Here is a 21,673-nt window from a genome sequence, read left to right as displayed (position 1 = left end):
ATACCGTCTGTGCCTGGCCAATGGAGGCTTTGCTGTTTCAGAGATGAACGACGGCCAGATCCAGGCGGCCGTAGTCGTTATCGTTGTGATCGGTGCGCGGTGGCACGTGGTGGGTTTTCATCACCTGGTCGCCCTGCAGGGTTTCCAGGTGAATATCAAAGCCCCAAAGCCTGTGCAGGTGCTTGAGCACTTCCTCGGTGGACTCGCCCAGGGGTTTGCGGTCGTGCTGCTGGTGACGCAAGGTCAGCGAGCGGTCGCCGCGTACATCAATGCTGTAGATCTGCACGTTGGGCTCGCGGTTACCCAGGTTGTACTGGGCCGCCAGGGTTTCGCGGATGGTGCGATAGCCGGGTTCATCGTGGATGGCCGGCACCACCAGGTCATCCTTGAGGTCATCATCGAGAATACTGAACAGTTTCAGGTCTCGAATGACCTGCGGTGACAGGTACTGCAGGATAAAACTCTCGTCCTTGAAGCTGCTCATGGCGAATTTTATGGTGGACAGCCAATCGCTGCCGGCGATTTCCGGGAACCAGCGGCGGTCCTCCTCGGTGGGGTGTTCACACATGCGCCGGATATCGCGGTACATGGCAAAGCCCAATGCATAGGGGTTGATGCCATTGTAGTAAGGGCTGTCGAAGCCGGGTTGGAACACCACGCTGGTGTGGGAGGTGAGGAACTCCATCATGAAACCGTCGGTGACCAGGCCTTCGTCGTACAGGTCATTCATCAACGTGTAGTGCCAGAACGTGGCCCAGCCTTCGTTCATCACCTGGGTTTGGCGCTGTGGATAAAAGTACTGGGCGATCTTGCGCACGATACGCACGATTTCCCGCTGCCAGGGTTCCAGCAGCGGTGCGTGTTTTTCCAGGAAATAGAGGATGTTCTCCTGCGGTTCGGCGGGGAAGCGCGCATTATCCTTGTCGCTATTCTTGCCGGCGCGCTTGGGAATGGTGCGCCACAGGTCGTTGATCTGTTTCTGCAGGTGCTCCTCACGCTCCTTCTGGCGCAGGCGTTCTTCCTCGGCGGAGATCGGATACGGGCGTTTGTAGCGGTCGACGCCGTAGTTCATCAACGCATGGCAGGAGTCGAGCAGGTCCTCCACCGCATCGATGCCGTGGCGCTCCTCGCATTGCATGATGTACTGCTTGGCGAACACCAGGTAATCGATGATCGAACTGGCGTCGGTCCAGGTGCGGAACAGGTAGTTGCCCTTGAAGAAACTGTTATGCCCATAGCAGGCATGCGCCACCACCAACGCCTGCATGCAGATGGTGTTCTCTTCCATCAGGTAGGCGATGCAAGGGTCGGAGTTGATCACGATCTCGTAGGCCAGGCCCATCTGACCGCGGCTGTAGGACTTTTCGGTGCTGAGGAAGTGTTTGCCGTAGGACCAATGGTGATAACCCAGTGGCATGCCGACCGAGGCGTAGGCATCCATCATCTGTTCGGCGGTAATCACCTCGATCTGGTTGGGATAGGTGTCCAGGGCATAACCCGCCGCAATGCGGCTGATTTCGCGGTCATAGGCCTGGATCAGTTCAAAGGTCCACTCGGAACCCGTGGAGATCGGTTGGCGTCTTTGCTCTTTTTTGGCGGTCATGTCACTAACCTGCGCTGGAAGAGTTCACGGAAGACCGGGTAGATATCGCCGGCCGAGACCAGTTGCTGCTGGGCGAACGTGTCGGCAAAGGCTTCGCCGATGCGCTCGTATTCGAACCACAGGGCCTGGTGCTCACGGGGGGTGATTTCAACGTAAGTGTAGTACTGCACGAACGGCATGATCTGGTTGATCAGGATGTCACGGCAGATTGGGGAGTCGTCGTTCCAGTTGTCACCGTCCGAGGCCTGGGCGGCGTAGATGTTCCATTCATTGGCCGGGTAGCGCTCGGCCATGATCTCCTGCATCAGTTTCAATGCACTGGAAACGATGGTGCCGCCGGTTTCCCGCGAGTAGAAGAATTCCTCTTCGTCGACTTCTCGGGCGCTGGTGTGGTGGCGGATGAATACGACGTCGATCTTGTCGTAGTTCCGCTTCAGGAACAGGTACAACAGAATGAAGAAGCGTTTGGCGATGTCCTTGGTGGCTTGAGTCATGGAGCCCGACACGTCCATCAGGCAGAACATCACCGCCTTGGAGCTGGGGTTGGGTTGTTTGACCAGCAGGTTGTATTTCAAGTCGAAGGTGTCGAGGAATGGCACGCGGTGAATACGTGCGCTTAGTTTCTCGATTTCCGCCTCTATTTCCTGGATATCGCCGAAGTTGTCCGGCTCTTCACGCTTCAACCGTGCCAGCTCTTCCTTGGCGTCCCTCAGTTTGGCGCGGCTGCTGCCCGACAGGGCGATGCGCCGCGCATGGGCCGAGCGCAGGGTGCGGATGATGTTGATGCGGGACGGGTTACCCTCGTTGCTGATCCCGGCCCGCACGGTTTTGAAGGTGTCGGTGCCGGTCAGGTTGCGTTTGACCAGGTTGGGCAGTTCCAGGTCTTCGAACATGAATTCGAGGAATTCTTCCTGGGTGATCTGGAACACGAACTCATCCATGCCTTCGCCAGAATTGCCCGCCTTGCCCGGCCCTTTACCGCCGCCACCGCCTTGGGGGCGCTGGATATGTTCGCCGGTCGTGAATTCCTTATTGCCGGGATGAACGACGGTTTGTTTGCCGCCCCGGCCGTGGTGCAGCACCGGTTCGTCGATGTCCCGTCCAGGAATGCTGATCTGCTCGCCGTGCTCCATGTCCGTGATGGAACGGCGGCTGACGGCCTCTTCGACGGCCTTTTTGATGTGGTCACGGTAACGCCGCAGGAAACGCTGGCGGTTTACCGTGCTCTTGTTCTTGCCATTGAGGCGTCGGTCGATCACATAGCTCATGGGGAGCCCTCCGGGCAGCTTCACGTTACAAGCTTCAAGCCGCGAGCTGGAAGCTTAGAGACAAGCGGTCAGCTGCCAGGCCAGTGGCCCGGCAGTTCACGCCTGTCGCTGCCTTACTGCGATTTGCGAACCCGCAGATACCACTCGGAGAGCAGTCGTACCTGTTTGTCGGTGTAGCCGCGCTCGACCATGCGTGTGACGAAGTCGTTGTGTTTTTGCTGATCCTCCTTGCTGGCCTTGGCGTTGAAGCTGATGACCGGCAGCAGGTCCTCGGTGTTGGAGAACATTTTTTTCTCGATGACCACCCGTAGCTTCTCGTAGCTGAGCCAGGTTGGGTTCTTGCCATTGTTGTTGGCGCGGGCGCGCAGCACGAAGTTGACGATTTCGTTGCGGAAATCTTTCGGGTTGCTGATGCCGGCGGGTTTTTCGATCTTTTCCAGTTCCTCGTTGAGGGCCACGCGGTTGAGGATTTCGCCGGTTTCCGGGTCGCGGTACTCCTGGTCCTGGATCCAGAAGTCGGCGTACAGCACGTAGCGGTCGAAGATGTTCTGGCCGTATTCGCTGTAGGACTCCAGGTACGCGGTCTGGATTTCCTTGCCGATGAACTCGATGTAGCGCGGCGCCAGGTATTCCTTGAGGAAACGCAGGTAGCGTTCGCGGGTTTCGGCCTGGAATTGCTCCTGTTCGATCTGCTGTTCCAGCACGTAGAGCAAGTGCACCGGGTTGGCCGCAATTTCGTGGGGGTCGAAGTTGAAGACCTTGGACAGTATCTTGAACGCAAAACGTGTCGACAGACCGTTCATGCCCTCATCCACACCGGCGGTGTCGCGGTATTCCTGGATCGACTTGGCCTTGGGATCGGTATCCTTGAGGTTTTCGCCGTCGTACACGCGCATCTTCGAGTAGATGTTCGAGTTTTCCGGCTCCTTGAGGCGCGACAGCACCGTGAACTGGGCGAGCATCTTCAGGGTGTCGGGTGCGCAGTGCGCCTTGGCCAGGGAGCTGTTGAACAGGAGCTTGTCGTAGATCTTGATTTCATCGCTGACCCGCAGGCAGTACGGCACCTTGACGATATAGATCCGGTCGATGAAGGCTTCGTTGTTCTTGTTGTTGCGGAAGGTGTGCCACTCCGATTCGTTGGAGTGCGCCAGCAGGGTCCCGGTGAACGGAATCGCGCCCAGGCCTTCGGTGCTGTTGTAGTTGCCTTCCTGGGTCGCGGTGAGCAATGGGTGCAGCACCTTGATCGGTGCCTTGAACATCTCCACGAACTCCATCAGGCCCTGGTTGGCCCGGCACAGTGCGCCTGAGTAGCTGTAGGCGTCGGCGTCGTTCTGTGGGAATTCTTCAAGCTTGCGGATATCGACCTTGCCCACCAGCGCCGAGATGTCCTGGTTGTTCTCGTCGCCCGGCTCGGTCTTGGCCACGCCGATCTGGTTGAGGATCGATGGGTAGAGCTTGACCACGCGGAACTGGCTGATGTCACCGCCGAACTCGGCCAGGCGCTTGGTGGCCCAGGGCGACATGATGGTGTTGAGGTAGCGGCGCGGGATGCCGAAGTCTTCTTCGAGGATCGCGCCATCTTCCGTGGCGTTGAACAGGCCCAGGGGCGACTCGAAGACCGGTGAGCCCTTGATGGCGTAGAAAGGCACTTTTTCGATCAGTTGTTTGAGCTTTTCGGCCAAGGACGATTTACCACCGCCGACGGGGCCAAGCAGATAGAGGATCTGTTTCTTCTCCTCCAAGCCTTGGGCAGCATGGCGAAAGTAGGAAACGATCTGGTCGATGCATTCTTCCATGCCGTGGAAGTCTTCAAAGGCCGGATAGCGGCGGATCACCTTGTTGGAGAATATTCGCGACAGGCGCGAATTGTTCGAGGTGTCTATCAGCTCTGGCTCGCCAATTGCCAGCAGCAGGCGTTCGGCGGCAGACGCGTAGGTGCTGCGATCCTGTTTGCACAGCTCGAGATACTCTTGCAGCGTGAGTTCTTCCTGCTGTGTGGATGCGAAGCGTTGTTGGAAGTGGCTGAATATACTCATGACGTCGTCACCTCGCTCGATACGTGGAGCCGACGCCGGATCAATCAGTCGATGCTGGCAGACATTGGCAGACGCCAATGGCCGTTTTCCCCCCAGAACACCCTGAAACGCTACCGATGACCCGCACGCCGGTGTACCGGCTCTCCCCTGATTCGGATGGCCTGCGCTTAAGGATAGTTCGGAATCAGAGAGGTCAAGGCGCGATGCGCAATTAGTTTGGCTGCGCCGTTCGTCAGAAACGGCGCGAGCCCAAGCGTCACGCGGGGTAGCGGGGTGTGAAAAAAATTATTGCGAATTGCCGGAAGAAATTTCCGCAGGATAAGTCGCACGCCACAGTTCAAAGCCGCCGTCCAGGCTATAGACGTCGGAGAAACCCTGGCTGATCAGATAGGCCGCTGCGCTCTGACTGGAATTGCCGTGATAACAGGCCACGATCACCGGCGCGTCGAGGTCGGCGGCGCGGATGAAATCGGCGATGTTGACGTTGTCCAGGTGCCGGGCGCCGGTGATGTGGGCGGCCGCATAAGTCGGCTGGTCACGAATGTCGACAACCATGGCGCCTTGCTCGCGCAGGGCCTGGGCTTGTTCAGGGGGGATACGTTTGAATTCGCTCATGGCGGGCTCCTATGGCTTGGCAGTAGCCGGCAGTGTAACGGGAAGAGGGGATTCGCACTGGCAGCTATAACGCTCGCCGGTGTCGATGTTCATCAGGGTCATGGCGCCGCCCCACACGCAACCGGTGTCGAGGGCGAACACGCCGGGTTCATCGCACTTGCCCTCAAGGGCCGCCCAATGGCCAAAAATGATCTTGGTGTCACGGGTCTTGCGCTCTTTGTGAGCGAACCACGGCTTGTAGCCCGGCAGCGCGGTGTCAGCGCCTTCCTTGCTCTTGAGGTCGAGCTTGCCCTCGGCGGTACAGAAACGCATGCGCGTGAAGTAGTTGGTGATGACCCGCAGGCGCGTGACGCCGGTGAGGTCGTTGTTCCACTTTACTGGTTCGTTGCCGTACATGCCGTCGAGGTAGGCGGTGTACAGGTTGTCATCGGCCAGGGCGCTTTCGACTTCGGCGGCGCACTTGAGGGCTTTCTTCAGTGTCCACTGCGGCGGGATGCCAGCATGGACCAAGGCCATGTTGCGGCCTTCGTCGTAATGCATGACTTTCTGCCGGCGCAGCCAGTCGAGCAGCTCGGTGCGATCCGGCGCTTCGAGGATTTCCCGAAGGGTATCGCCCTTTTTCAGACGCTCGATGTTATTGCCGGCGGCCAGCAGATGAAGGTCGTGATTACCCAATACGCAGACTAGAGCGTCGCGCAGGCTATACAAATAGCGCAGCGTTTCCAGGGATTTCGGGCCGCGATTGACCAGATCGCCGACCAGCCACAGGCGATCGTGGGTTGGGTTGAAGGCTACGCGTTCAAGCAGGCATTTGAGCGGTTCGAGGCAGCCCTGCAGGTCGCCGACCGCGTACGTCGCCATCAGTGCAGGGCTCCCGGCACGGCAAGGCGGAAGGGCGCGATGATGGCGTCGAACAACTTGCCGTCGGTGGCTTTCATCTGATACGAGCCTTGCATGGTGCCGACTTTGGAGGTCATCACCGTGCCGCTGCTATAGGTATGGCTGGCGCCGCTGTCGATCAATGGTTGCTGACCCACCACGCCGGCACCGCGAACTTCTTCGACCTGACCGTCACCGTCGGTGATCACCCAGTGGCGCGACAGCAGCTTGGCCGGCACCAGTCCGTTGTTTTTCACCGTGATGGTGTAGGCAAAGGCAAAGCGGTTGTGTTCAGGTTGGGATTGGTCCGCCAGGAAGCGGGTGACGACGCTGACGTCGATCTGGTAGCGAGGATCGGACATGCAAGAGGCCTTAAAAGCGGAGGACAGCAGATGCGGGTCAGTCTAGGCCAAGAGGAGGGCACTAGGCCAGACATGTGTCTGGCCTAGCCCGGCGCTGTCAGTCTGCGGCTGGCGCAGGCTGGATCGCCAACTGGTCGGCCAGGCGCACGAACGCGGCGAGGTCCAGTTGCTCGGGACGCAGGCCGCCATCGACGCCGGCAGCTTCGATCTCGGCATTGCTCAGCAGCGCCTTGAGCGTGTTGCGCAGGGTCTTGCGGCGTTGGTTGAAGGCCTCGCGCACCACGCGCTCCAGCAACTTGTGGTCCTTGGCCGGGTGTGGCAACACGGCGTGGGGCACCAGGCGCACGATGGCCGAGTCGACCTTAGGCGGCGGGTTGAACGCGCCAGGGCCCACGTTGAACAGGTGCTCGACGCGGCAATGGTACTGAACCATGATCGACAGACGGCCCCAATCACCACCGCCAGGACCCGCGGCCAGACGTTCAACTACTTCCTTTTGCAGCATGAAGTGCATGTCGCGGATGATGCCGGCGTTGTTCAGCAGGTGGAAAATCAGCGGCGTGGAGATGTTGTACGGCAGGTTACCCACCACACGCAGGCTGTTGGGCGCGGCATTGAGGGTGTTGAAGTCGAACTTCAGCGCATCACCCTGATGCAGGTTGAAGTTGGGCTTGCCGGCGAACTGCTGGTTGAGGATCGGGATCAGGTCCTTGTCCAGTTCCACCACGTCCAGTTGGCCGCCGCTGGCCAGCAGGCCTTGGGTCAGCGCGCCCTGGCCCGGACCGATTTCCAGCAGACGGTCTTCAGGTTTGGCATGGATGGAGCGCAGGATGCGGTCGATCACGCCAGCGTCGTGCAGGAAGTTTTGCCCGAAGCGCTTGCGCGCCCGGTGTTGGTAATGCTCGGTCATATACGGGTCTCGGCCATCTGATAGGCGGTTTCCAGGGCCACGTGCAGGCTGCCGGTATCGATCTTGCCGCTGCCCGCCAGGTCCAGGGCAGTGCCATGGTCGACGGAGGTGCGGATGATCGGCAGGCCCAGTGTCACGTTGACTGCGGCGCCGAAGCCTTTGTATTTAAGCACCGGCAGCCCCTGGTCGTGGTACATCGCCAGCACTGCGTCGCAGTGCTCCAGATATTTGGGGGTAAACAGAGTGTCCGCAGGCAGTGGGCCGCGCAGGTCCATGCCTTCTTGGCGCAAACGCTCCAGGGTGGGTTCGATGATGTCGATTTCTTCATGGCCCAAGTGGCCGCCTTCGCCGGCGTGGGGGTTGAGCCCGCAGACCAGGATGCGCGGTTGGGCGATGCCGAATTTCTGTTGCAGGTCGGCGTGCAGGATGCGCGTGACGCGTTCCACCCGCTCGACGGTGATGGCATCGGCAATCTCGCGCAGCGGCAGGTGCGTGGTCACCAAGGCGACCCGTAGGCCGCGCGTGGCCAGCATCATGACGACTTGTTCGGTGTGGGTCAGCTCGGCGAGGAACTCGGTGTGGCCGGAAAAGGCGATACCGGATTCATTGATCACGCCTTTGTGTACGGGCGCGGTGATCATGCCGGCGAAGTCGCCATCGATGCAGCCTTGCCCGGCGCGAGTCAGGGTTTCGAGCACGAACGCTGCGTTGGCTTTGTTCAGTTGCCCGGCAACCACGTTGGCCTGCAGCGGGGTGTCCCACACATACAGGCTTCCTGCCGGGGCGGGCAGGTCCGGCCAATTGCCGGGCGCCACGTCCAACAGAATGACGGCCACACCCAGCTGCGCGGCCCGCTCAAGGAGCAGGTCGCGGCTGGTAATGGCAATCAGGGGGTGTGGCTGGGGTTGCGAGGCGAGCAGCAGGCACAGGTCAGGACCAATGCCGGCCGGCTCGCCGGGTGTCACCGCGAAACGCTGGGGTTTCACTGAACGGCCTGGTCGGTGCCTGTCTGGGCGCCTGGCAGCTTGTTCTCAACATAGGCTTCGTCGCGGATCTGACGCAGCCAGGTTTGCAGCTCTTCGTCGTATTTACGGTTACGCAGTACGTTCAGCGCTTGTTGCTCGCGGGCTTGGTTGGTGTTGTCGGTGGCGCGACGGCCAAGGACTTCCAGCACATGCCAGCCATATTGGGTCTTGAACGGCTTGGACAATACACCCTGCGGGGTATCGGCCATCACCTGTTGGAACTCCGGCACCAGCGCTTTCGGATCGATCCAGTTCAGGTCGCCGCCATTGAGGGCAGACCCCGGGTCTTCCGAGAAGCTCTTGGCCAGGGTAGCGAAGTCTTCACCGCTCTGGATGCGGTCATAGATCTTCTGGGCCAGTTCCTTGGTTTGGGCTTCGGTGCGGATTTCGCTAGGTTTGACCAGGATGTGGCGAACGTGCACCTCATCCTTGAGCGACGTTTCGCCGCCGCGTTTTTCCAAGAGCTTCAGGATGATGAAGCCTCCCGGTGTGCGCGCAGGTTGGGTGATGCCACCCACTTCCATTGCGCTCAGCTCGCGGTCAAACGGAGGAGGCAATTGAGCCGCTTTACGCCAGCCCATGTCGCCGCCTTCCAGTGCGTTGTCGCTGCCGGACTGGGCGATCGCCATTTGGGCGAAGTCGGCACCCGCCTTCAAGCGATCATAGATAGCCTGGGTCTTGGCGGCGGCTGCATTGAGCTGCTCGGAGTTGGCGCTGTCCGGTGTCGGGATCAGGATGTTGGCCAGGTGCAGTTCCTCGGAAAGCTGCATCTTGCCCAGGTCCGACGCCAGGAAGTTCTTCACTTCCTGCTCGGAGACTTGAACCCGCTCGGCCACACGGCGTTGGCGTACACGGCTGATGATCATTTCACGGCGGATCTGGTCACGGGCGTCCTCATAGGACAAACCGTCGTGGGCCAAGGCTGCACGGAACTGGTCGATGCTCATGTTGTTGCGCTGGGCGATAGTGCCCACGGCCTGGTTCAGTTCTTCGTCCGAAATACGGATGCCGGAACGATCGCCGATCTGCAGTTGCAGGTTCTCGACGATCAAACGCTCGAGTACCTGCTGGTCCAGGACGCTGGTCGGTGGCACGCCACCGCCACGCTTGGCGATGGTTTGCTGGACTTCCTTGACGCGCTGGTCCAGTTGGCTCTGCATGATCACGTCGTTATCGACGATGGCCACTACCTTATCCAGTTCTTGAACCGCAGCGTGCGCCGATGCGGTACCCAGGAACAGTGCGCCCAGCACTAGCGGGCGCAGACAATCAGAAAGCTTGGTCTTCACGTTCACGATAACCTTCAATGCCTTTGTCGAGGAAGCTCTCTACCTTGGCGCCGGTCAGGCCGCCGAGTCCTTTGAGGACGATCTGGAAGAAGAGCCCGTGGTCACCCTTTTCGTTAAGCGGGGCGATCTGGCTGTATTCGTCGTTGGAAACCCAGTAACGGTTGATGACGCGCAGTTTCCAGCAGCAGTTGTCGTACTCGAAACCACCGAATGCTTCCAGGGTACGGTTGCGAGCGTAGTCATACTGCCAGCGGGTGATCAGGTTCCACTGGGGAATGATCGGCCACATCATCGAGAAGTCGTGTTGTTGGATTTTGTAGTAATCCTTCACATAGTTATCTGCGCCCGGTGTGCCGTAGTCGCCACCAAACTGCCATTTGCCGGTCAGTTGGTTGTAGACGACCTGGTCATTACGATAGCGATAACCAACGTTGATGATTTTGTTCGGGTTGTCTTCCGGCTGGTAGTGAAGCATCGCGCTGCCGGAACGAGGACTGTGTTCCTCGGTGTCCCAGTTGTAGTCGGCAGTGGCGCGCCAGTCACGGTTGAAGCGGAACTCGTAGTCCAGTGCAACCGGCGAAACGTCGGACTGTGCATCGGCACGGTCAGCCGCCAGGATACCCGGCAGTTGAACCTCACGATCCTTGAAGTAAACCGCCTGGCCAACGGACACACGCTGACGTTCAAAGCCGTTTTCTTCGATCCAGCGGCTGGTCACGCCCAGGGAAAGTTTATTCTCGTCGCCGATCCGGTCAGTGCCGCTGAAGCGGTTGTCGCGGAACAGCGACGCGTAGCTGAACGAGTATTCGCTGGTATCAAAGACCGGGATGTCGCTCTGGTCCTTGTTCGGCACATACAGGTAAAACGCGCGCGGCTCGAGAGTCTGGCGATAGTCTTTGCCGAACCAGTTGGTGTTGCGGTCGAAATAGAGGCCGCTGTCGACGCTGGCGATTGGCACCGCGCGGTCTTGCGAGCTTTTGAAGGTGCCACCGGCATATTGAGTGCCGGCTGCGGCTGCCGCATTTTGACTCGCAATGATCTGGTTCTTGCCGGTGCTATCCAAATCAAGATCGTACTTGGTGTAAACGTACTTGAGCTTCGGCGTGATAAAACCGTAGGTCCAGTTCATCGGATAGGCGACGGCTGGTGCCACGTTCAGGCGTGTACCGTTTGCACGGGTCAGGCCGCGGACGTAGGTGTCCAGGCGAGGCGACACAAATCCGTCCTGATCGGTGAACGTGCCATTTTCAAGGCTGCGTTCAAAGCGAACAGCTTCAGTCTCATAGGTAAAGTTCAGCCCACCCGGATGGTACGGCAGCGCACCATTGAAGGTGATTTGCGGCAACCGGTCATACGGCGTGATCTGTGAGATCGTCGCTAGCTGGTAAGCCTGGAGGTTCAGGCGCGCCTGGTAAGAGTCGCCCCGGTAGGTCACGGAACCCTGTTGATTGAGGGCATCACGGCTTTCAACACCTTCCTGGAACGACTTCAGATCCTGGAAGTAGTAAGGATCACTGATGCGGGTGTAATCCACCTGGGTCGCTACACGCGAATCCAGCCCGCCCTTATGCTGCCAATTGAGCATATAGCGGGTTTTTTCGTAGTCGGTCTGTTTTTTGCGCTCGTCGTTGTCGTCGTTCAGGTACGCGCCGCCGAACTGGCCTTCGCTGGACTTGGTGAGGTAGCGGAATTCGCCTTCCATCAACAAACCGCGCTTGGTCATGTATTGCGGGTACAACGTGGCGTCGTAGTTGGGCGCCAGGTTGAAGTAGTACGGCGTCACCAGGGTGAAGCCGGTTTCGCTGCCGGTGCTGAAGCTTGGCGGCAGGAAGCCGGATTGACGACGGTCGTCGATCGGGAAATAGATGTAAGGGGTATAGAGGATCGGGATGTTCTTGACCCGCAACGTCGCGTTGGTGGCGGTACCGAAACCGGTGGCCGGGTTCAACGTGATGTTGTTGCCCCTGAGCTGCCAGGCGTTGCTGTCTGGCTCGCAGGTGGTGTACGTACCGTCCTTGAGACGGATGATCGCGTTTTCGGCACGCTTGGCGTACAGCGCGTTACCGCGGATGCGCGATTTGTGCAGCACATATTCGGCGTTGTCGATCTGGGCCGCGCCGGTATCGAGTTGCACTTCGGCATGGTCGCCCACGATCAGTGCACCGTTGTCGCGCAGACGGACCTTGCCGTTCAGCTCGCCACGGTTCTCGGCCTGGTACAGGCTGGCTTCTTCAGATTCCAACTGCATGCTGCCCTGGCGCATGACGACGTCACCGGCCAGGGTCGCGACTTGTTGTTCCTGCTCGTAACGCGAAGCCTTGGCACCGATGAAGGTGGGCGCATCGCTCTTGTTCGTCTTGTCGTTCATGCCAGGACGAGTCGGCTCGATGTACGCACCGCCGCAGTACGGGCCGGTTTCGGCCAGCTGCGCTGCGGTCAGCTTCTCGCGTGGTACCCAGTCCAGGTGGCTGTAATCGGCGCTGCGCGAGCGCAGGCCACGGCCCTTGGATTCGGTGACCAGTGCGGTCTTGGGCTCGGCCTCGGCGTTGCCGCCAGCATCGGTCTGAGCCGTGCTGTTGGCGGAGCTGATGGCAGCGCCATCATGCACCGGGCGCGGTGGTAGCGGGGCTGCGGCGGTTTTCGGCGCGCAATCCCAGGCACCCGAAGCAGAGACTGAGCAGTCATACTGTTCCGCGGCGACCACGAATGAGGTGGCGAAGGGTTGCAAGGCCAGCAGACTGCCGGTTACCAGCAACGGAAATTTTCTACGAAACGCGGGGGATTTCAATGCCATCTTATTAGTCCGGGCTTCCTGCGTGCCATCTGCCCGCGGTTTGGGCCGCACGCCTCTCGATGGTCTGAAAAAGATGCGTGATAATAAAGCATGCCCCGCTTGACGGCTAGCGCCGTCGGAGACCCTTGTAATGCCCGAGCAAGATCTACGTTTACAACAGCTGGAAGTCTGGCTGGATGAGCAGTTACCGATCCTTTTCAACGCTCAAGGCTGGGGTGCCGTACCCCCGGCTACATTGACCGCGGCCAGCAGCGACGCGAGTTTCAGGCGCTACTTCCGTTGGGAAGGCGGTGGCCGGACCTTCGTGGTAATGGACGCTCCACCCCCCCAGGAAAACTGCAAACCTTTCGTCGATATCGCACATTTGCTGGCAAAGTCAGGGATAAATGTTCCAAAAATTTACGCAGAAGATTTGCCGCGCGGCTTTCTTTTGCTCAATGACCTGGGCAGAAAAACCTATCTGGACGTGATTGACGACAAAAACGCCGATCAATTGTTCGCCGATGCCATCGACGCCTTGCTGGCCTTCCAGCAATTGCCAATGGATGCACCGTTGCCCAGCTATGACCTTGCCTTGCTGCGCCGCGAGCTGGAATTGTTTCCAGAGTGGTACGTGCGCCGTCACCTGGGTATCGAACTGGATACGCAGCAGCAAGCGCTGTGGCAGCGTGTCAGTAATCACCTGATCGACAGCGCCCTGGCGCAGCCGAAAGTGTTGGTGCATCGCGACTATATGCCGCGCAACTTGATGATCAGCGAGCCCAACCCTGGGGTGCTGGATTTCCAGGATGCGGTCTACGGGCCGGTCACCTATGACATCACCTGCCTGTTCAAGGATGCCTTCCTCAGCTGGCCCAAGGCCCGTGTACGGGAATGGCAGCGCGACTATTGGGCGCGTGCGGGGCAACTGAACATCCCGGTGCAGGCGGATTTCGAAGAGTTCCTGCGTGCCAGCGACCTGATGGGCGTGCAGCGTCACCTCAAGGTCATCGGTATCTTCGCGCGCATTTGCCATCGCGATGGCAAGCCACGCTACCTGGCCGACGTGCCACGCTTCTTTGCTTATATAGAAGAGGTCTTGGCGGACCGTCCGGAGTTGAGTGAGCTGGGTGAGTTGCTCGCCAGCCTGCGCCAATCCGCCGGGGCAAGCGTATGAAGGCGATGATCCTGGCCGCCGGCAAAGGCGAGCGGATGCGCCCGCTGACCTTGCACACGCCCAAGCCACTGGTGCAGGCCGGCGGCAAGCGCCTGATCGAGTATCACCTGGAGGCGCTGGCCAAGGCTGGCTTCACCGATATCGTGATCAACCATGCGTGGCTCGGCCAGCAGATCGAAAGTTACCTGGGGGATGGCGCGCAGTTTGGTTTGCGCATCCGTTATTCCCCCGAAGGCGAGCCGCTGGAAACCGGCGGTGGGATTTTCCAGGCGTTGCCGTTGCTGGGGGATGAACCTTTCCTGGTGGTCAATGGCGATATCTGGACCGACTACGACTTCACCCAGCTCAAGCAGCCGCTCAAGGGCCTGGCCCATTTGGTGATGGTCGACAACCCGCCCCATCATCCTTCGGGCGGTGATTTCTACCTGGATCAAGGTTTGCTTCATGATGCAGCGGCCGGTGCCGATAACCTGACCTTCAGTGGCATTTCAGTGCTCGACCCCAAGCTGTTCGCGGGTTGCAGCGCGGGTGCCTTCAAGCTTGCGCCGCTGCTGCGGGCAGCGATGGCCAAAGGTCTGGTAACGGGGGAGCACATGGAGGGACGCTGGATTGATGTCGGCACGCTGGAGCGCTTGGCGCAGGTCGAAACCCTGCTGACAGCGGGGCAGTAACATGCTGTGGCCAGGGACGCTGATCGGCGCCGGGGCTGGCTTTGCCATTGCCAGTATTCCCGGGGCCATGTTGGGTGCGCTGTTGGGGCAGGCGCTGGACCGTCGCCTGCAATTGCACAGTTGGGCGCAGCTGCGCGAGCGCCTGGGCGGGCGACCGGCGTTGCGCAATGACGAGTTGTTATTTGTGTTGCTGGGGCGTTTGGCCAAGAGCAATGGCCGGGTAGTGGATGGGCATATCCAGCAGGCGCGTCAGGAGATGCGCTCGCTCGACATGACCGACTCGGCCCAGCGCCGCGCGATTGCGGCGTTCAATCGCGGCAAGTCCGGCTCCGACCGTGTGCGCAGCTATCTGCGCGTGCTCAAGGCTCAACCCCATGCGGCGGAAGGCGTATTGCGCGCCTGTTGGCGCATGGTTTGGGCGGACGGAAAGGCGGATGACGCCGAGCGTGACCTGATCGACCTGTGGGGCAAGTGGCTTGGTTGGACGCCGCAACAGTTGCAGGCACTGGCGGCCGACTACACACCGGAGCGCAAGCCGCTGGTCAGTCGCGGTGCTACCTATCAGGACGCGCTGCGCCTGTTGGGGGTGACTGCCACTACCGAGCCATCGGTGATCAAGCGAGCCTATCGCCGCCTGCTCAGCCGCCATCACCCGGACAAGATCGCCGGCACCGGCGCGAGCCCCGCGCAAGTGCGTGAGGCCACCGAGCGCACTCGCGAACTGCACAATGCCTATACGTTGATTCGCGAGCGCCGGGATTTTCGTTAGCTTTCACTCCTTCACGTTGATAACCCGCTCCCACAGGGGACCTGCGGTGTTCCCTCAGTCGGCGTTCGCCTGTGGGCTCAACCAGCCGCGAATCCTGCGATACAACTGCTCCTGCTCGGCAGCGCTGTTGCCGGGCAACGCTTTCAAGGACACCTGCTTGTAACCGTCATTTTTCAAACGTTTGGCCGCCTGGGCGCGGGCCAGGGCGTTTTTGCGTGATGGGTCGGTGTCCTGATAGAAGACATCGGCGGTCGGCAACTTCAGGCCGGGGGCCAGTTGTTGTACATCCGGATGCCGTCCGGTGGGCGTCTGCGCCGCGACCATGACGAACTTCTGCACCTGGGACGGTTGTTTCTCGCTCAAATACCGTGCGGCCCACCAGGCACCGGTGCCATGGCCGAGCAGCACCACGCTGCGCGCGCTTTGTGTTTGGGCGAACGCCACGGCGGCATCTATGCGGGCGAAGATGCGCGAAGCGTCGGTCTTGTCCTGCTCATCGGCACCCGGCACCACCGCCGGGTCGGTGCCTTCGGCTTCGGCGCTGGCGGCTTGCTCGATCGGTTTGTCGGCGGTGCTCGCTTCCTTGCTGCTGGTGTCGACAGTCGCCTTGGGCGCTTCCATCACACGCGGTGGCAGCGTATCCACGCTAACATCCGGTAACGACAGGCTGAGACTGCCCCAGTAGGCGTCCGGCAATTTGTGCCGCAACGGGCTGATTGCTTGCGGCCAGTCAGCATTTTCGCCAGCGCCGGGTACGATAATCACCACGCCTTCGGGCTCGGCGCTGTTGGCGGGTTTCCACAGGGCGAGGAAGGAATCGCTGCCGGCCTGCAATTGCTGCTGTTCTTGTTGTGGGATCTTGCGTTCGAGGGCGCTGGCTTCTGCCTGGCTGCGCTCGGGTAAAGGCTGGCGCTCGACGGGTTTATCGGCGGCAGGTGCGGGTGGGTCAGCAGCCTGTACGGAAAAGGCGCTGGTAAAAAGCAGCGACAGGCACAATGCTGGCAATGCTGAACGGTGAAAAAAGGGCATCGTAAATTCCCGGCCAGAAGTGATTCCAGCAGCCTAATGGGTTGGTCAGTATTTGTCAGTGATGTGAGACGTGGATCATGGGTTTTCGCTGTCTGCTGGTTATCGGCTGTTTGTGCCTTGGCTTGATGGCAAATGCCGCCCCTGCGCCCGTCGCGCCCCAGGCACAGCTCAATGCGCAGCAACGCGAATGGCTGGCTCAGCACCCTGAGCTGCGGGTCGGACTGGTGTTGCAAGCACCCTACGCGCAATACGATCGGCGTTTGCAGCGGCTGTCCGGGGCGAGTGTCGAGTTGATGCAGTGGCTGGCCAAGGCGCTGAATATCGAGCTGACCTGGCGCAATTTCCCCAATCAGGAGCAACTGGAAGCCGCCGTGCGCGAGGGCGAGGTGGACATTGCCCCAGGCCTGCAACAAACCCCGTCCGGTCTGCGCCTGTGGTTGTTCACCGACCCCTACATGCGCGTGCCGCAACACATCGTCGGCATCCGCGATGGCGGCGGTGCCGTGGAGCTGGAAAAACTCGATGAACAATCCCGCGTCGCTGTGCGCATGCCCAGCGCCGTGGCTGATTACCTGCGCAGCACTTATCCCGGCCTCAACCTGCAGGGCGTGCCGATGGAGCGCCAGGCCCTGCAATTGTTGGTGAGCCAGCAAGCGCGTTATGCGGTGGTGGATGAAGCGCAGTTGAGCCGCTTGTCCGGCGAGGCGGAGTTTGCCGGGCTGGCAGTGGTGGGCGACATCGGCCTGCCGCAATTGCTGCGGGTGGCCACGCGGCGAGAATGGCCGGAACTGGCCGGCATCATGCAAAGCGCCTTGCGCGCCATCCCCGCTCGCGACTTGGACCAACTGCACAACCGCTGGCTGCAACCCAAATACCCGCGCCTTACCGAGTCCCCGGGCCTCTGGCAAAACCTCAGTCTGTTGCTGGGCCTGTTGCTGCTCGCCAGCCTGGCCGTGGTGTTTTGGCAACGCCGCCAGCAACGGGTGCTGGAACACGGCTTGTTGGCCGCACGGGAAGAAAGCGCCGCCCGCGCCGCCGGTGCCGAGGCCCTAAGGCTGACACAGTTTTCCATCGACCAGAGCACCGTCGGCATCCTCTGGGTCAACTGGGACAGCCATGTGCGCTACGCCAATCACGCGGCCGAAAGCATGCTCGGCTACGGCCCCGGTGCGCTGATCGAGCGGCCGCTCGCCGACCTTGATCCGAGCCTGGACATGGACCGTTGGCTCAACCTCTGGAAACGTGCACGGGCCAGTGAAGAAGGGCCGCAGAACTTCGCTACCGATTGTCGGCGAGCCGATGGCAGCATCCTGCCAACCAATGTGTCCTTGAGTTTCCTGCGTTTTGCCGAAGCTGAATACCTGGTGGTCTACCTCAACGATGTCAGCGAACTGAGGCGGACGTTGGCCGCGTTGCTGCAAAGCGAAGCGCAACTGCGCGAACTGTCCGCCCACCTGGAAACCGTACGCGAAGAAGAAAAAGCCCGTATCGCCCGCGAAGTGCACGACGAGCTCGGGCAAATGCTCACCGTGCTCAAGCTCGAAACCTCTATGTGCGAGCTGGCCTATGCGCAACTCGACCCCGGTTTGCACGAGCGCTTGAACAGCATGAAGCGCTTGATCGCCCAGCTGTTCCAGTTGGTGCGGGACGTGGCGACGGCACTGCGCCCGCCGATTCTGGATGCGGGTATCGCTTCAGCCATCGAATGGCAGGCGCGGCGCTTCGAAGCGCGCACGCAAATTCCCTGCTTGGTGCAGGTTCCGGATAACCTGCCGGCTCTCAGCGATGCCAAGGCCATTGGCTTATTCCGCATCCTGCAGGAGGCGCTGACCAATGTGATGCGCCATGCCCAGGCGCATACTGTCGAATTGACCCTTTCTCTGGAGGGCACGGATTTGCGCCTGACCATCAGCGATGATGGCGTCGGCTTCGTCCAGGCGCAGGGCCGCCCGGTGTCGTTTGGCCTGGTAGGCATGCGCGAGCGCGTGCTGATCATGGGTGGGCAATTGAGGCTGGACAGCGAATTGGGGGAGGGCACCACCCTGAGTGTCACGGTGCCATTGGATGCATAACACCAAGAGGAAGTCCCTGTGATCCGCGTACTGGTAGCCGAAGACCACACCATCGTTCGTGAGGGCATCAAGCAATTGATTGGCCTGGCCAAAGACCTGCTGGTGGTGGGGGAGGCCAGCAATGGCGAGCAATTGCTGGAGACCCTGCGCCACGTGCCCTGCGAGGTGGTTTTGCTGGACATCTCGATGCCCGGCGTCAACGGCCTGGAAGCGATTGCGCGGATCCGTGCGCTGAACAATCCGCCGGCAATCCTGGTGCTGTCGATGCATGACGAAGCGCAAATGGCCGCCCGCGCCTTGAAGGTCGGCGCCGCCGGTTACGCCACCAAGGACAGCGACCCGGCGCTGTTGCTCACGGCGATTCGCAAGGTGGCGGCCGGCGGGCGTTACATCGACCCGGACCTGGCCGACCGGATGGTCTTCGAAGTCGGCCTCACCGATACGCGACCGCTGCATTCATTACTGTCCGAGCGCGAGTTCTCGGTGTTCGAGCGCCTGGCCCAGGGCGCCAACGTCAACGACATCGCCCAGCAACTGGCGCTGAGCAGCAAGACCATCAGCACCCACAAGGCGCGACTGATGCAAAAGCTCAATATCACGTCCCTGGCGGAGTTGGTGAAGTACGCCATGGAACACAAGCTGCTCTAACCACATACCTGATAACGACACCGCGAAAACCCCGCCGAGCCCATTCTTGCCGCTTGCAGCTCGCCACTTGTCGCTGCACCGTCCCGTGCGCGCCATCCGTGTAGGGCAATCCCTACCCCAAACCTTCCATCCGGCTGATGCAATTCTCTCCTGGCCCCCGATTTCCGGGGCCTTGCGGCTGGACTACGCTTGTCTCACAGCAGTCCAAAACAAAAAGGTGCGGGTATGAGCGAGGTGGATTCAAATGATGTGCTGGTCAGCTTTCGTGGCGTGCAGAAGAGCTACGACGGCGAGAACCTGATCGTCAAAGACCTCAACCTGGAGATTCGCAAGGGCGAGTTCCTCACCCTGCTCGGGCCTTCCGGTTCGGGCAAGACCACCAGCCTGATGATGCTCGCCGGCTTTGAAACGCCGACGGCCGGCGAAATCCAGCTGGCCGGGCGCGCCATCAACAACGTGCCGCCGCATAAGCGCGACATCGGCATGGTGTTTCAGAACTATGCGCTGTTTCCGCACATGACCGTGGCCGAGAACCTGGCGTTCCCGCTGTCGGTGCGGGGCTTGAGCAAGACCGATATCAGCGAGCGGGTCAAACGCGTGCTGAGCATGGTCCAGCTCGATGCTTTCGCCCAGCGCTACCCGGCGCAACTCTCTGGCGGCCAGCAACAGCGCGTGGCATTGGCCCGCGCGCTGGTGTTCGAACCACAGCTGGTGCTGATGGACGAACCCCTCGGCGCCCTCGACAAGCAACTGCGTGAACACATGCAGATGGAGATCAAGCACCTGCACCAGCGCCTCGGCGTGACCGTGGTGTATGTGACCCACGACCAGGGCGAGGCGCTGACCATGTCTGACCGCGTGGCGGTGTTCCATCAGGGTGAGATCCAGCAGATCGCCGCGCCGCGAACCCTCTACGAAGAACCGAAGAACACCTTCGTCGCCAACTTCATCGGTGAGAACAACCGGCTCAATGGCCGCTTGCACAGCCATACCGGCGAGCGCTGCGTGGTGGAGCTGGCGCGCGGTGAAAAAGTCGAGGCGCTGGCGGTGAATGTCGGCCAGGTCGGCGGCCCGGTGACCCTGTCGGTACGCCCGGAGCGCGTCAGCCTCAATGGTTCCAGCGAATCTTGCGTCAACCGCTTCTCCGGGCGCGTGGCCGAATTCATCTACCTGGGCGACCACGTGCGTGTGCGCCTGGAAGTCTGCGGCAAGGCCGATTTTTTTGTGAAACAACCGATTGCCGAGCTGGACCCAGCCCTGGCGGTCGGCGACGTGGTACCGATTGGCTGGCAAGTCGAGCACGTTCGCGCACTCGACCCACTTCTAGAGGCGAATTGATCGCCCCCCTGGCTTCACCAACCCTGCACGTGGAGAGAACAACAATGTTGAGATCCCTGAAGTATTCCGCCCTGGCTTTGGGCTTGATGGGCGCGACACAGGCCATGGCAGGCCCGGACCTGACGGTCGTGTCCTTTGGCGGCGCGAACAAGGCGGCCCAGGTCAAAGCCTTCTACGCACCGTGGGAAAGCGCGGGCAACGGCAAGATCGTCGCCGGTGAGTACAACGGTGAAATGGCCAAGGTCAAAGCCATGGTCGACACCAAGAGCGTGTCCTGGGACCTGGTAGAAGTGGAATCGCCGGAGCTGTCCCGTGGCTGCGATGAAGACATGTTCGAGCCACTGGACCCGAAACTGTTCGGCAACAGCGCCGACTACGTGAAGGGCGCGATCCAGCCGTGCGGCGTGGGCTTTTTCGTCTGGTCCACCGTGCTCGCCTACAACGCCGACAAGTTGGCCAGCGCGCCGACCAGTTGGGCGGATTTCTGGGACACCAAGAAATTCCCGGGCAAGCGCGGCCTGCGTAAAGGCGCCAAGTACACCCTGGAATTCGCACTGATGGCCGACGGCGTCGCGCCGAAGGACGTTTACAAAGTGCTGGCCGGCAAAGATGGCCAGGACCGCGCGTTCAAGAAACTCGACGAGCTCAAGCCATCGATCCAGTGGTGGGAAGCGGGTGCACAGCCGCCGCAATACCTGGCTTCGGGCGACGTGGTGATGAGTTCGGCCTACAACGGCCGCATCGCCGCCGTGCAGAAAGAAAGCAACCTGAAAGTGGTGTGGAACGGCGGAATCTACGACTTCGACGCGTGGGCGATTCCTAAAGGCCTGGCGAAAGACCGTGCTGAAGCGGCGAAGAAATTCATCGCCTTCTCGGTGCAACCACAGCAGCAGAAGACCTACTCGGAAAACATCGCCTACGGCCCGGCCAACACCCAAGCCGTGCCGTTGCTGGCCAAGGACATCCTCAAAGACATGCCGACTACCCCGGAAAACATCGCCAACCAGGTGCAGATCGACGTGAGCTTCTGGGCGGATAACGGTGAGCAGTTGGAGCAGCGCTTCAACTCGTGGGCGGCCAAATAACACCACCTGCTGTGTTTGATGGGCTTTTGTGGTGAGCGGGCTTGCCCCGCGCTGGGCTGCTTCGCAGCCCAGCGCGGGGCAAGCCCGCTCACCACAGAGTCAGAGCCCAGACACAGGTTTGTCG

At 60.6% G+C, this 21,673-nt stretch carries 18 protein-coding genes; 7 read left to right on the top strand and 11 right to left on the bottom strand.

Annotation, left to right across the window (positions count from 1 at the left end; genetic code table 11):
- Positions 1–37 precede the first annotated feature (37 nt).
- The 10 genes from RB216_RS26600 to RB216_RS26555 all read right to left on the bottom strand — a co-directional run bounded on the left by RB216_RS26600 (position 38) and on the right by RB216_RS26555 (position 12,781).
- On the bottom strand, positions 38–1,603 hold the full coding sequence (locus RB216_RS26600; protein ID WP_028618167.1) for a SpoVR family protein: 1,566 nt from the start codon (positions 1,601–1,603) through the stop codon (positions 38–40).
- Entirely contained in the window at positions 1,600–2,871 is a 1,272-nt protein-coding gene (locus tag RB216_RS26595) for a YeaH/YhbH family protein (protein ID WP_015886179.1), read from the bottom strand. Before RB216_RS26595 ends, RB216_RS26600 begins: the two co-directional genes overlap by 4 nt.
- A gap of 113 nt (positions 2,872–2,984) precedes the next feature.
- Positions 2,985–4,907, bottom strand: a complete 1,923-nt coding sequence (locus tag RB216_RS26590; RefSeq protein ID WP_308908062.1) for a PrkA family serine protein kinase — start codon at positions 4,905–4,907, stop codon at positions 2,985–2,987.
- A 285-nt stretch (positions 4,908–5,192) separates the two neighbouring features.
- Positions 5,193–5,522: a thiosulfate sulfurtransferase GlpE gene (gene glpE / locus RB216_RS26585; protein ID WP_308908061.1), complete on the bottom strand. Its 330-nt coding sequence runs from the start codon at positions 5,520–5,522 to the stop codon at positions 5,193–5,195.
- A 9-nt stretch (positions 5,523–5,531) separates the two neighbouring features.
- Positions 5,532–6,383: a symmetrical bis(5'-nucleosyl)-tetraphosphatase gene (locus RB216_RS26580; RefSeq protein WP_028618164.1), complete on the bottom strand. Its 852-nt coding sequence runs from the start codon at positions 6,381–6,383 to the stop codon at positions 5,532–5,534.
- Positions 6,383–6,763, bottom strand: a complete 381-nt coding sequence (gene apaG / locus RB216_RS26575) for a Co2+/Mg2+ efflux facilitator ApaG/CorD (protein WP_068936224.1) — start codon at positions 6,761–6,763, stop codon at positions 6,383–6,385. The genes RB216_RS26580 and apaG overlap by 1 nt, the downstream gene beginning before the upstream one ends.
- Before the next feature lie 97 nt (positions 6,764–6,860).
- Positions 6,861–7,673 (bottom strand): 16S rRNA (adenine(1518)-N(6)/adenine(1519)-N(6))-dimethyltransferase RsmA, encoded by an 813-nt coding sequence (rsmA, locus tag RB216_RS26570; RefSeq protein ID WP_016977876.1) that lies wholly within the window; start codon positions 7,671–7,673, stop codon positions 6,861–6,863.
- A complete protein-coding gene (gene pdxA, locus RB216_RS26565; RefSeq protein ID WP_028618162.1) occupies positions 7,670–8,659 on the bottom strand; it encodes a 4-hydroxythreonine-4-phosphate dehydrogenase PdxA in 990 nt (329 codons plus the stop codon). Before pdxA ends, rsmA begins: the two co-directional genes overlap by 4 nt.
- Positions 8,656–9,993 carry a peptidylprolyl isomerase gene (locus RB216_RS26560; RefSeq protein ID WP_028618161.1) on the bottom strand — a complete coding sequence of 446 codons (1,338 nt, stop codon included), beginning with the start codon at positions 9,991–9,993 and terminating at the stop codon, positions 8,656–8,658. The genes pdxA and RB216_RS26560 overlap by 4 nt, the downstream gene beginning before the upstream one ends.
- Positions 9,968–12,781, bottom strand: coding sequence for an LPS-assembly protein LptD (locus RB216_RS26555; protein WP_028618160.1), 2,814 nt, complete (start codon positions 12,779–12,781; stop codon positions 9,968–9,970). Before RB216_RS26555 ends, RB216_RS26560 begins: the two co-directional genes overlap by 26 nt.
- Before the next feature lie 130 nt (positions 12,782–12,911).
- Between RB216_RS26555 and RB216_RS26550 the strand changes: the two genes are divergently transcribed.
- From RB216_RS26550 to RB216_RS26540, 3 genes are read left to right on the top strand one after another with little or no spacing between them, the layout of a single operon-like run.
- Positions 12,912–13,937, top strand: coding sequence for an aminoglycoside phosphotransferase family protein (locus RB216_RS26550; RefSeq protein WP_308908060.1), 1,026 nt, complete (start codon positions 12,912–12,914; stop codon positions 13,935–13,937).
- The gene (gene murU / locus RB216_RS26545; protein ID WP_122686805.1) at positions 13,934–14,608 is read left to right on the top strand and encodes an N-acetylmuramate alpha-1-phosphate uridylyltransferase MurU; all 675 of its coding nucleotides are present in this window, start codon (positions 13,934–13,936) and stop codon (positions 14,606–14,608) included. Before RB216_RS26550 ends, murU begins: the two co-directional genes overlap by 4 nt.
- A 1-nt stretch (position 14,609) precedes the next feature.
- Complete coding sequence (locus tag RB216_RS26540) at positions 14,610–15,377, top strand: TerB family tellurite resistance protein (RefSeq protein WP_028618157.1); 768 nt, start codon at positions 14,610–14,612, stop codon at positions 15,375–15,377.
- 54 nt (positions 15,378–15,431) lie between these two features.
- Here RB216_RS26540 and RB216_RS26535 read toward each other — a convergent pair whose 3' ends face one another.
- Complete coding sequence (locus RB216_RS26535; RefSeq protein ID WP_308908059.1) at positions 15,432–16,406, bottom strand: alpha/beta hydrolase family protein; 975 nt, start codon at positions 16,404–16,406, stop codon at positions 15,432–15,434.
- 77 nt (positions 16,407–16,483) lie between these two features.
- Between RB216_RS26535 and RB216_RS26530 the strand changes: the two genes are divergently transcribed.
- The 4 genes from RB216_RS26530 to RB216_RS26515 all read left to right on the top strand — a co-directional run bounded on the left by RB216_RS26530 (position 16,484) and on the right by RB216_RS26515 (position 21,549).
- A complete protein-coding gene (locus tag RB216_RS26530; RefSeq protein WP_308908058.1) occupies positions 16,484–18,478 on the top strand; it encodes a PAS domain-containing sensor histidine kinase in 1,995 nt (664 codons plus the stop codon).
- An 18-nt stretch (positions 18,479–18,496) separates the two neighbouring features.
- Positions 18,497–19,126 (top strand): response regulator, encoded by a 630-nt coding sequence (locus RB216_RS26525; RefSeq protein ID WP_015886166.1) that lies wholly within the window; start codon positions 18,497–18,499, stop codon positions 19,124–19,126.
- 225 nt (positions 19,127–19,351) lie between these two features.
- Positions 19,352–20,464 carry an ABC transporter ATP-binding protein gene (locus RB216_RS26520; RefSeq protein WP_122686801.1) on the top strand — a complete coding sequence of 371 codons (1,113 nt, stop codon included), beginning with the start codon at positions 19,352–19,354 and terminating at the stop codon, positions 20,462–20,464.
- A 44-nt stretch (positions 20,465–20,508) separates the two neighbouring features.
- Positions 20,509–21,549 carry an ABC transporter substrate-binding protein gene (locus RB216_RS26515; protein ID WP_028618153.1) on the top strand — a complete coding sequence of 347 codons (1,041 nt, stop codon included), beginning with the start codon at positions 20,509–20,511 and terminating at the stop codon, positions 21,547–21,549.
- Positions 21,550–21,673 lie beyond the last annotated feature (124 nt).

The sequence above is a fragment of the Pseudomonas canadensis genome, assembly GCF_030980095.1.
GTDB classification, from domain to species: Bacteria; Pseudomonadota; Gammaproteobacteria; order Pseudomonadales; family Pseudomonadaceae; genus Aquipseudomonas; species Aquipseudomonas canadensis.
Note: the sequence above shows the minus strand (reverse complement) of the source record. Positions and strands in the feature narration are given on the sequence as shown.

What these genes read in the sequence shown, in the direction of transcription:
- RB216_RS26600 (WP_028618167.1), bottom strand. Translation starts at nt 1,603, where the DNA reads ATGACCGCCAAAAAAGAGCAAAGACGCCAACCGATCTCCACGGGTTCC.
- RB216_RS26595 (WP_015886179.1), bottom strand. Translation starts at nt 2,871, where the DNA reads ATGAGCTATGTGATCGACCGACGCCTCAATGGCAAGAACAAGAGCACG.
- RB216_RS26590 (WP_308908062.1), bottom strand. Translation starts at nt 4,907, where the DNA reads ATGAGTATATTCAGCCACTTCCAACAACGCTTCGCATCCACACAGCAG.
- glpE (WP_308908061.1), bottom strand. Translation starts at nt 5,522, where the DNA reads ATGAGCGAATTCAAACGTATCCCCCCTGAACAAGCCCAGGCCCTGCGC.
- RB216_RS26580 (WP_028618164.1), bottom strand. Translation starts at nt 6,383, where the DNA reads ATGGCGACGTACGCGGTCGGCGACCTGCAGGGCTGCCTCGAACCGCTC.
- apaG (WP_068936224.1), bottom strand. Translation starts at nt 6,763, where the DNA reads ATGTCCGATCCTCGCTACCAGATCGACGTCAGCGTCGTCACCCGCTTC.
- rsmA (WP_016977876.1), bottom strand. Translation starts at nt 7,673, where the DNA reads ATGACCGAGCATTACCAACACCGGGCGCGCAAGCGCTTCGGGCAAAAC.
- RB216_RS26555 (WP_028618160.1), bottom strand. Translation starts at nt 12,781, where the DNA reads ATGGCATTGAAATCCCCCGCGTTTCGTAGAAAATTTCCGTTGCTGGTA.
- RB216_RS26550 (WP_308908060.1), top strand. Translation starts at nt 12,912, where the DNA reads ATGCCCGAGCAAGATCTACGTTTACAACAGCTGGAAGTCTGGCTGGAT.
- murU (WP_122686805.1), top strand. Translation starts at nt 13,934, where the DNA reads ATGAAGGCGATGATCCTGGCCGCCGGCAAAGGCGAGCGGATGCGCCCG.
- RB216_RS26540 (WP_028618157.1), top strand. Translation starts at nt 14,610, where the DNA reads ATGCTGTGGCCAGGGACGCTGATCGGCGCCGGGGCTGGCTTTGCCATT.
- RB216_RS26535 (WP_308908059.1), bottom strand. Translation starts at nt 16,406, where the DNA reads ATGCCCTTTTTTCACCGTTCAGCATTGCCAGCATTGTGCCTGTCGCTG.
- RB216_RS26530 (WP_308908058.1), top strand. Translation starts at nt 16,484, where the DNA reads ATGGGTTTTCGCTGTCTGCTGGTTATCGGCTGTTTGTGCCTTGGCTTG.
- RB216_RS26520 (WP_122686801.1), top strand. Translation starts at nt 19,352, where the DNA reads ATGAGCGAGGTGGATTCAAATGATGTGCTGGTCAGCTTTCGTGGCGTG.
- RB216_RS26515 (WP_028618153.1), top strand. Translation starts at nt 20,509, where the DNA reads ATGTTGAGATCCCTGAAGTATTCCGCCCTGGCTTTGGGCTTGATGGGC.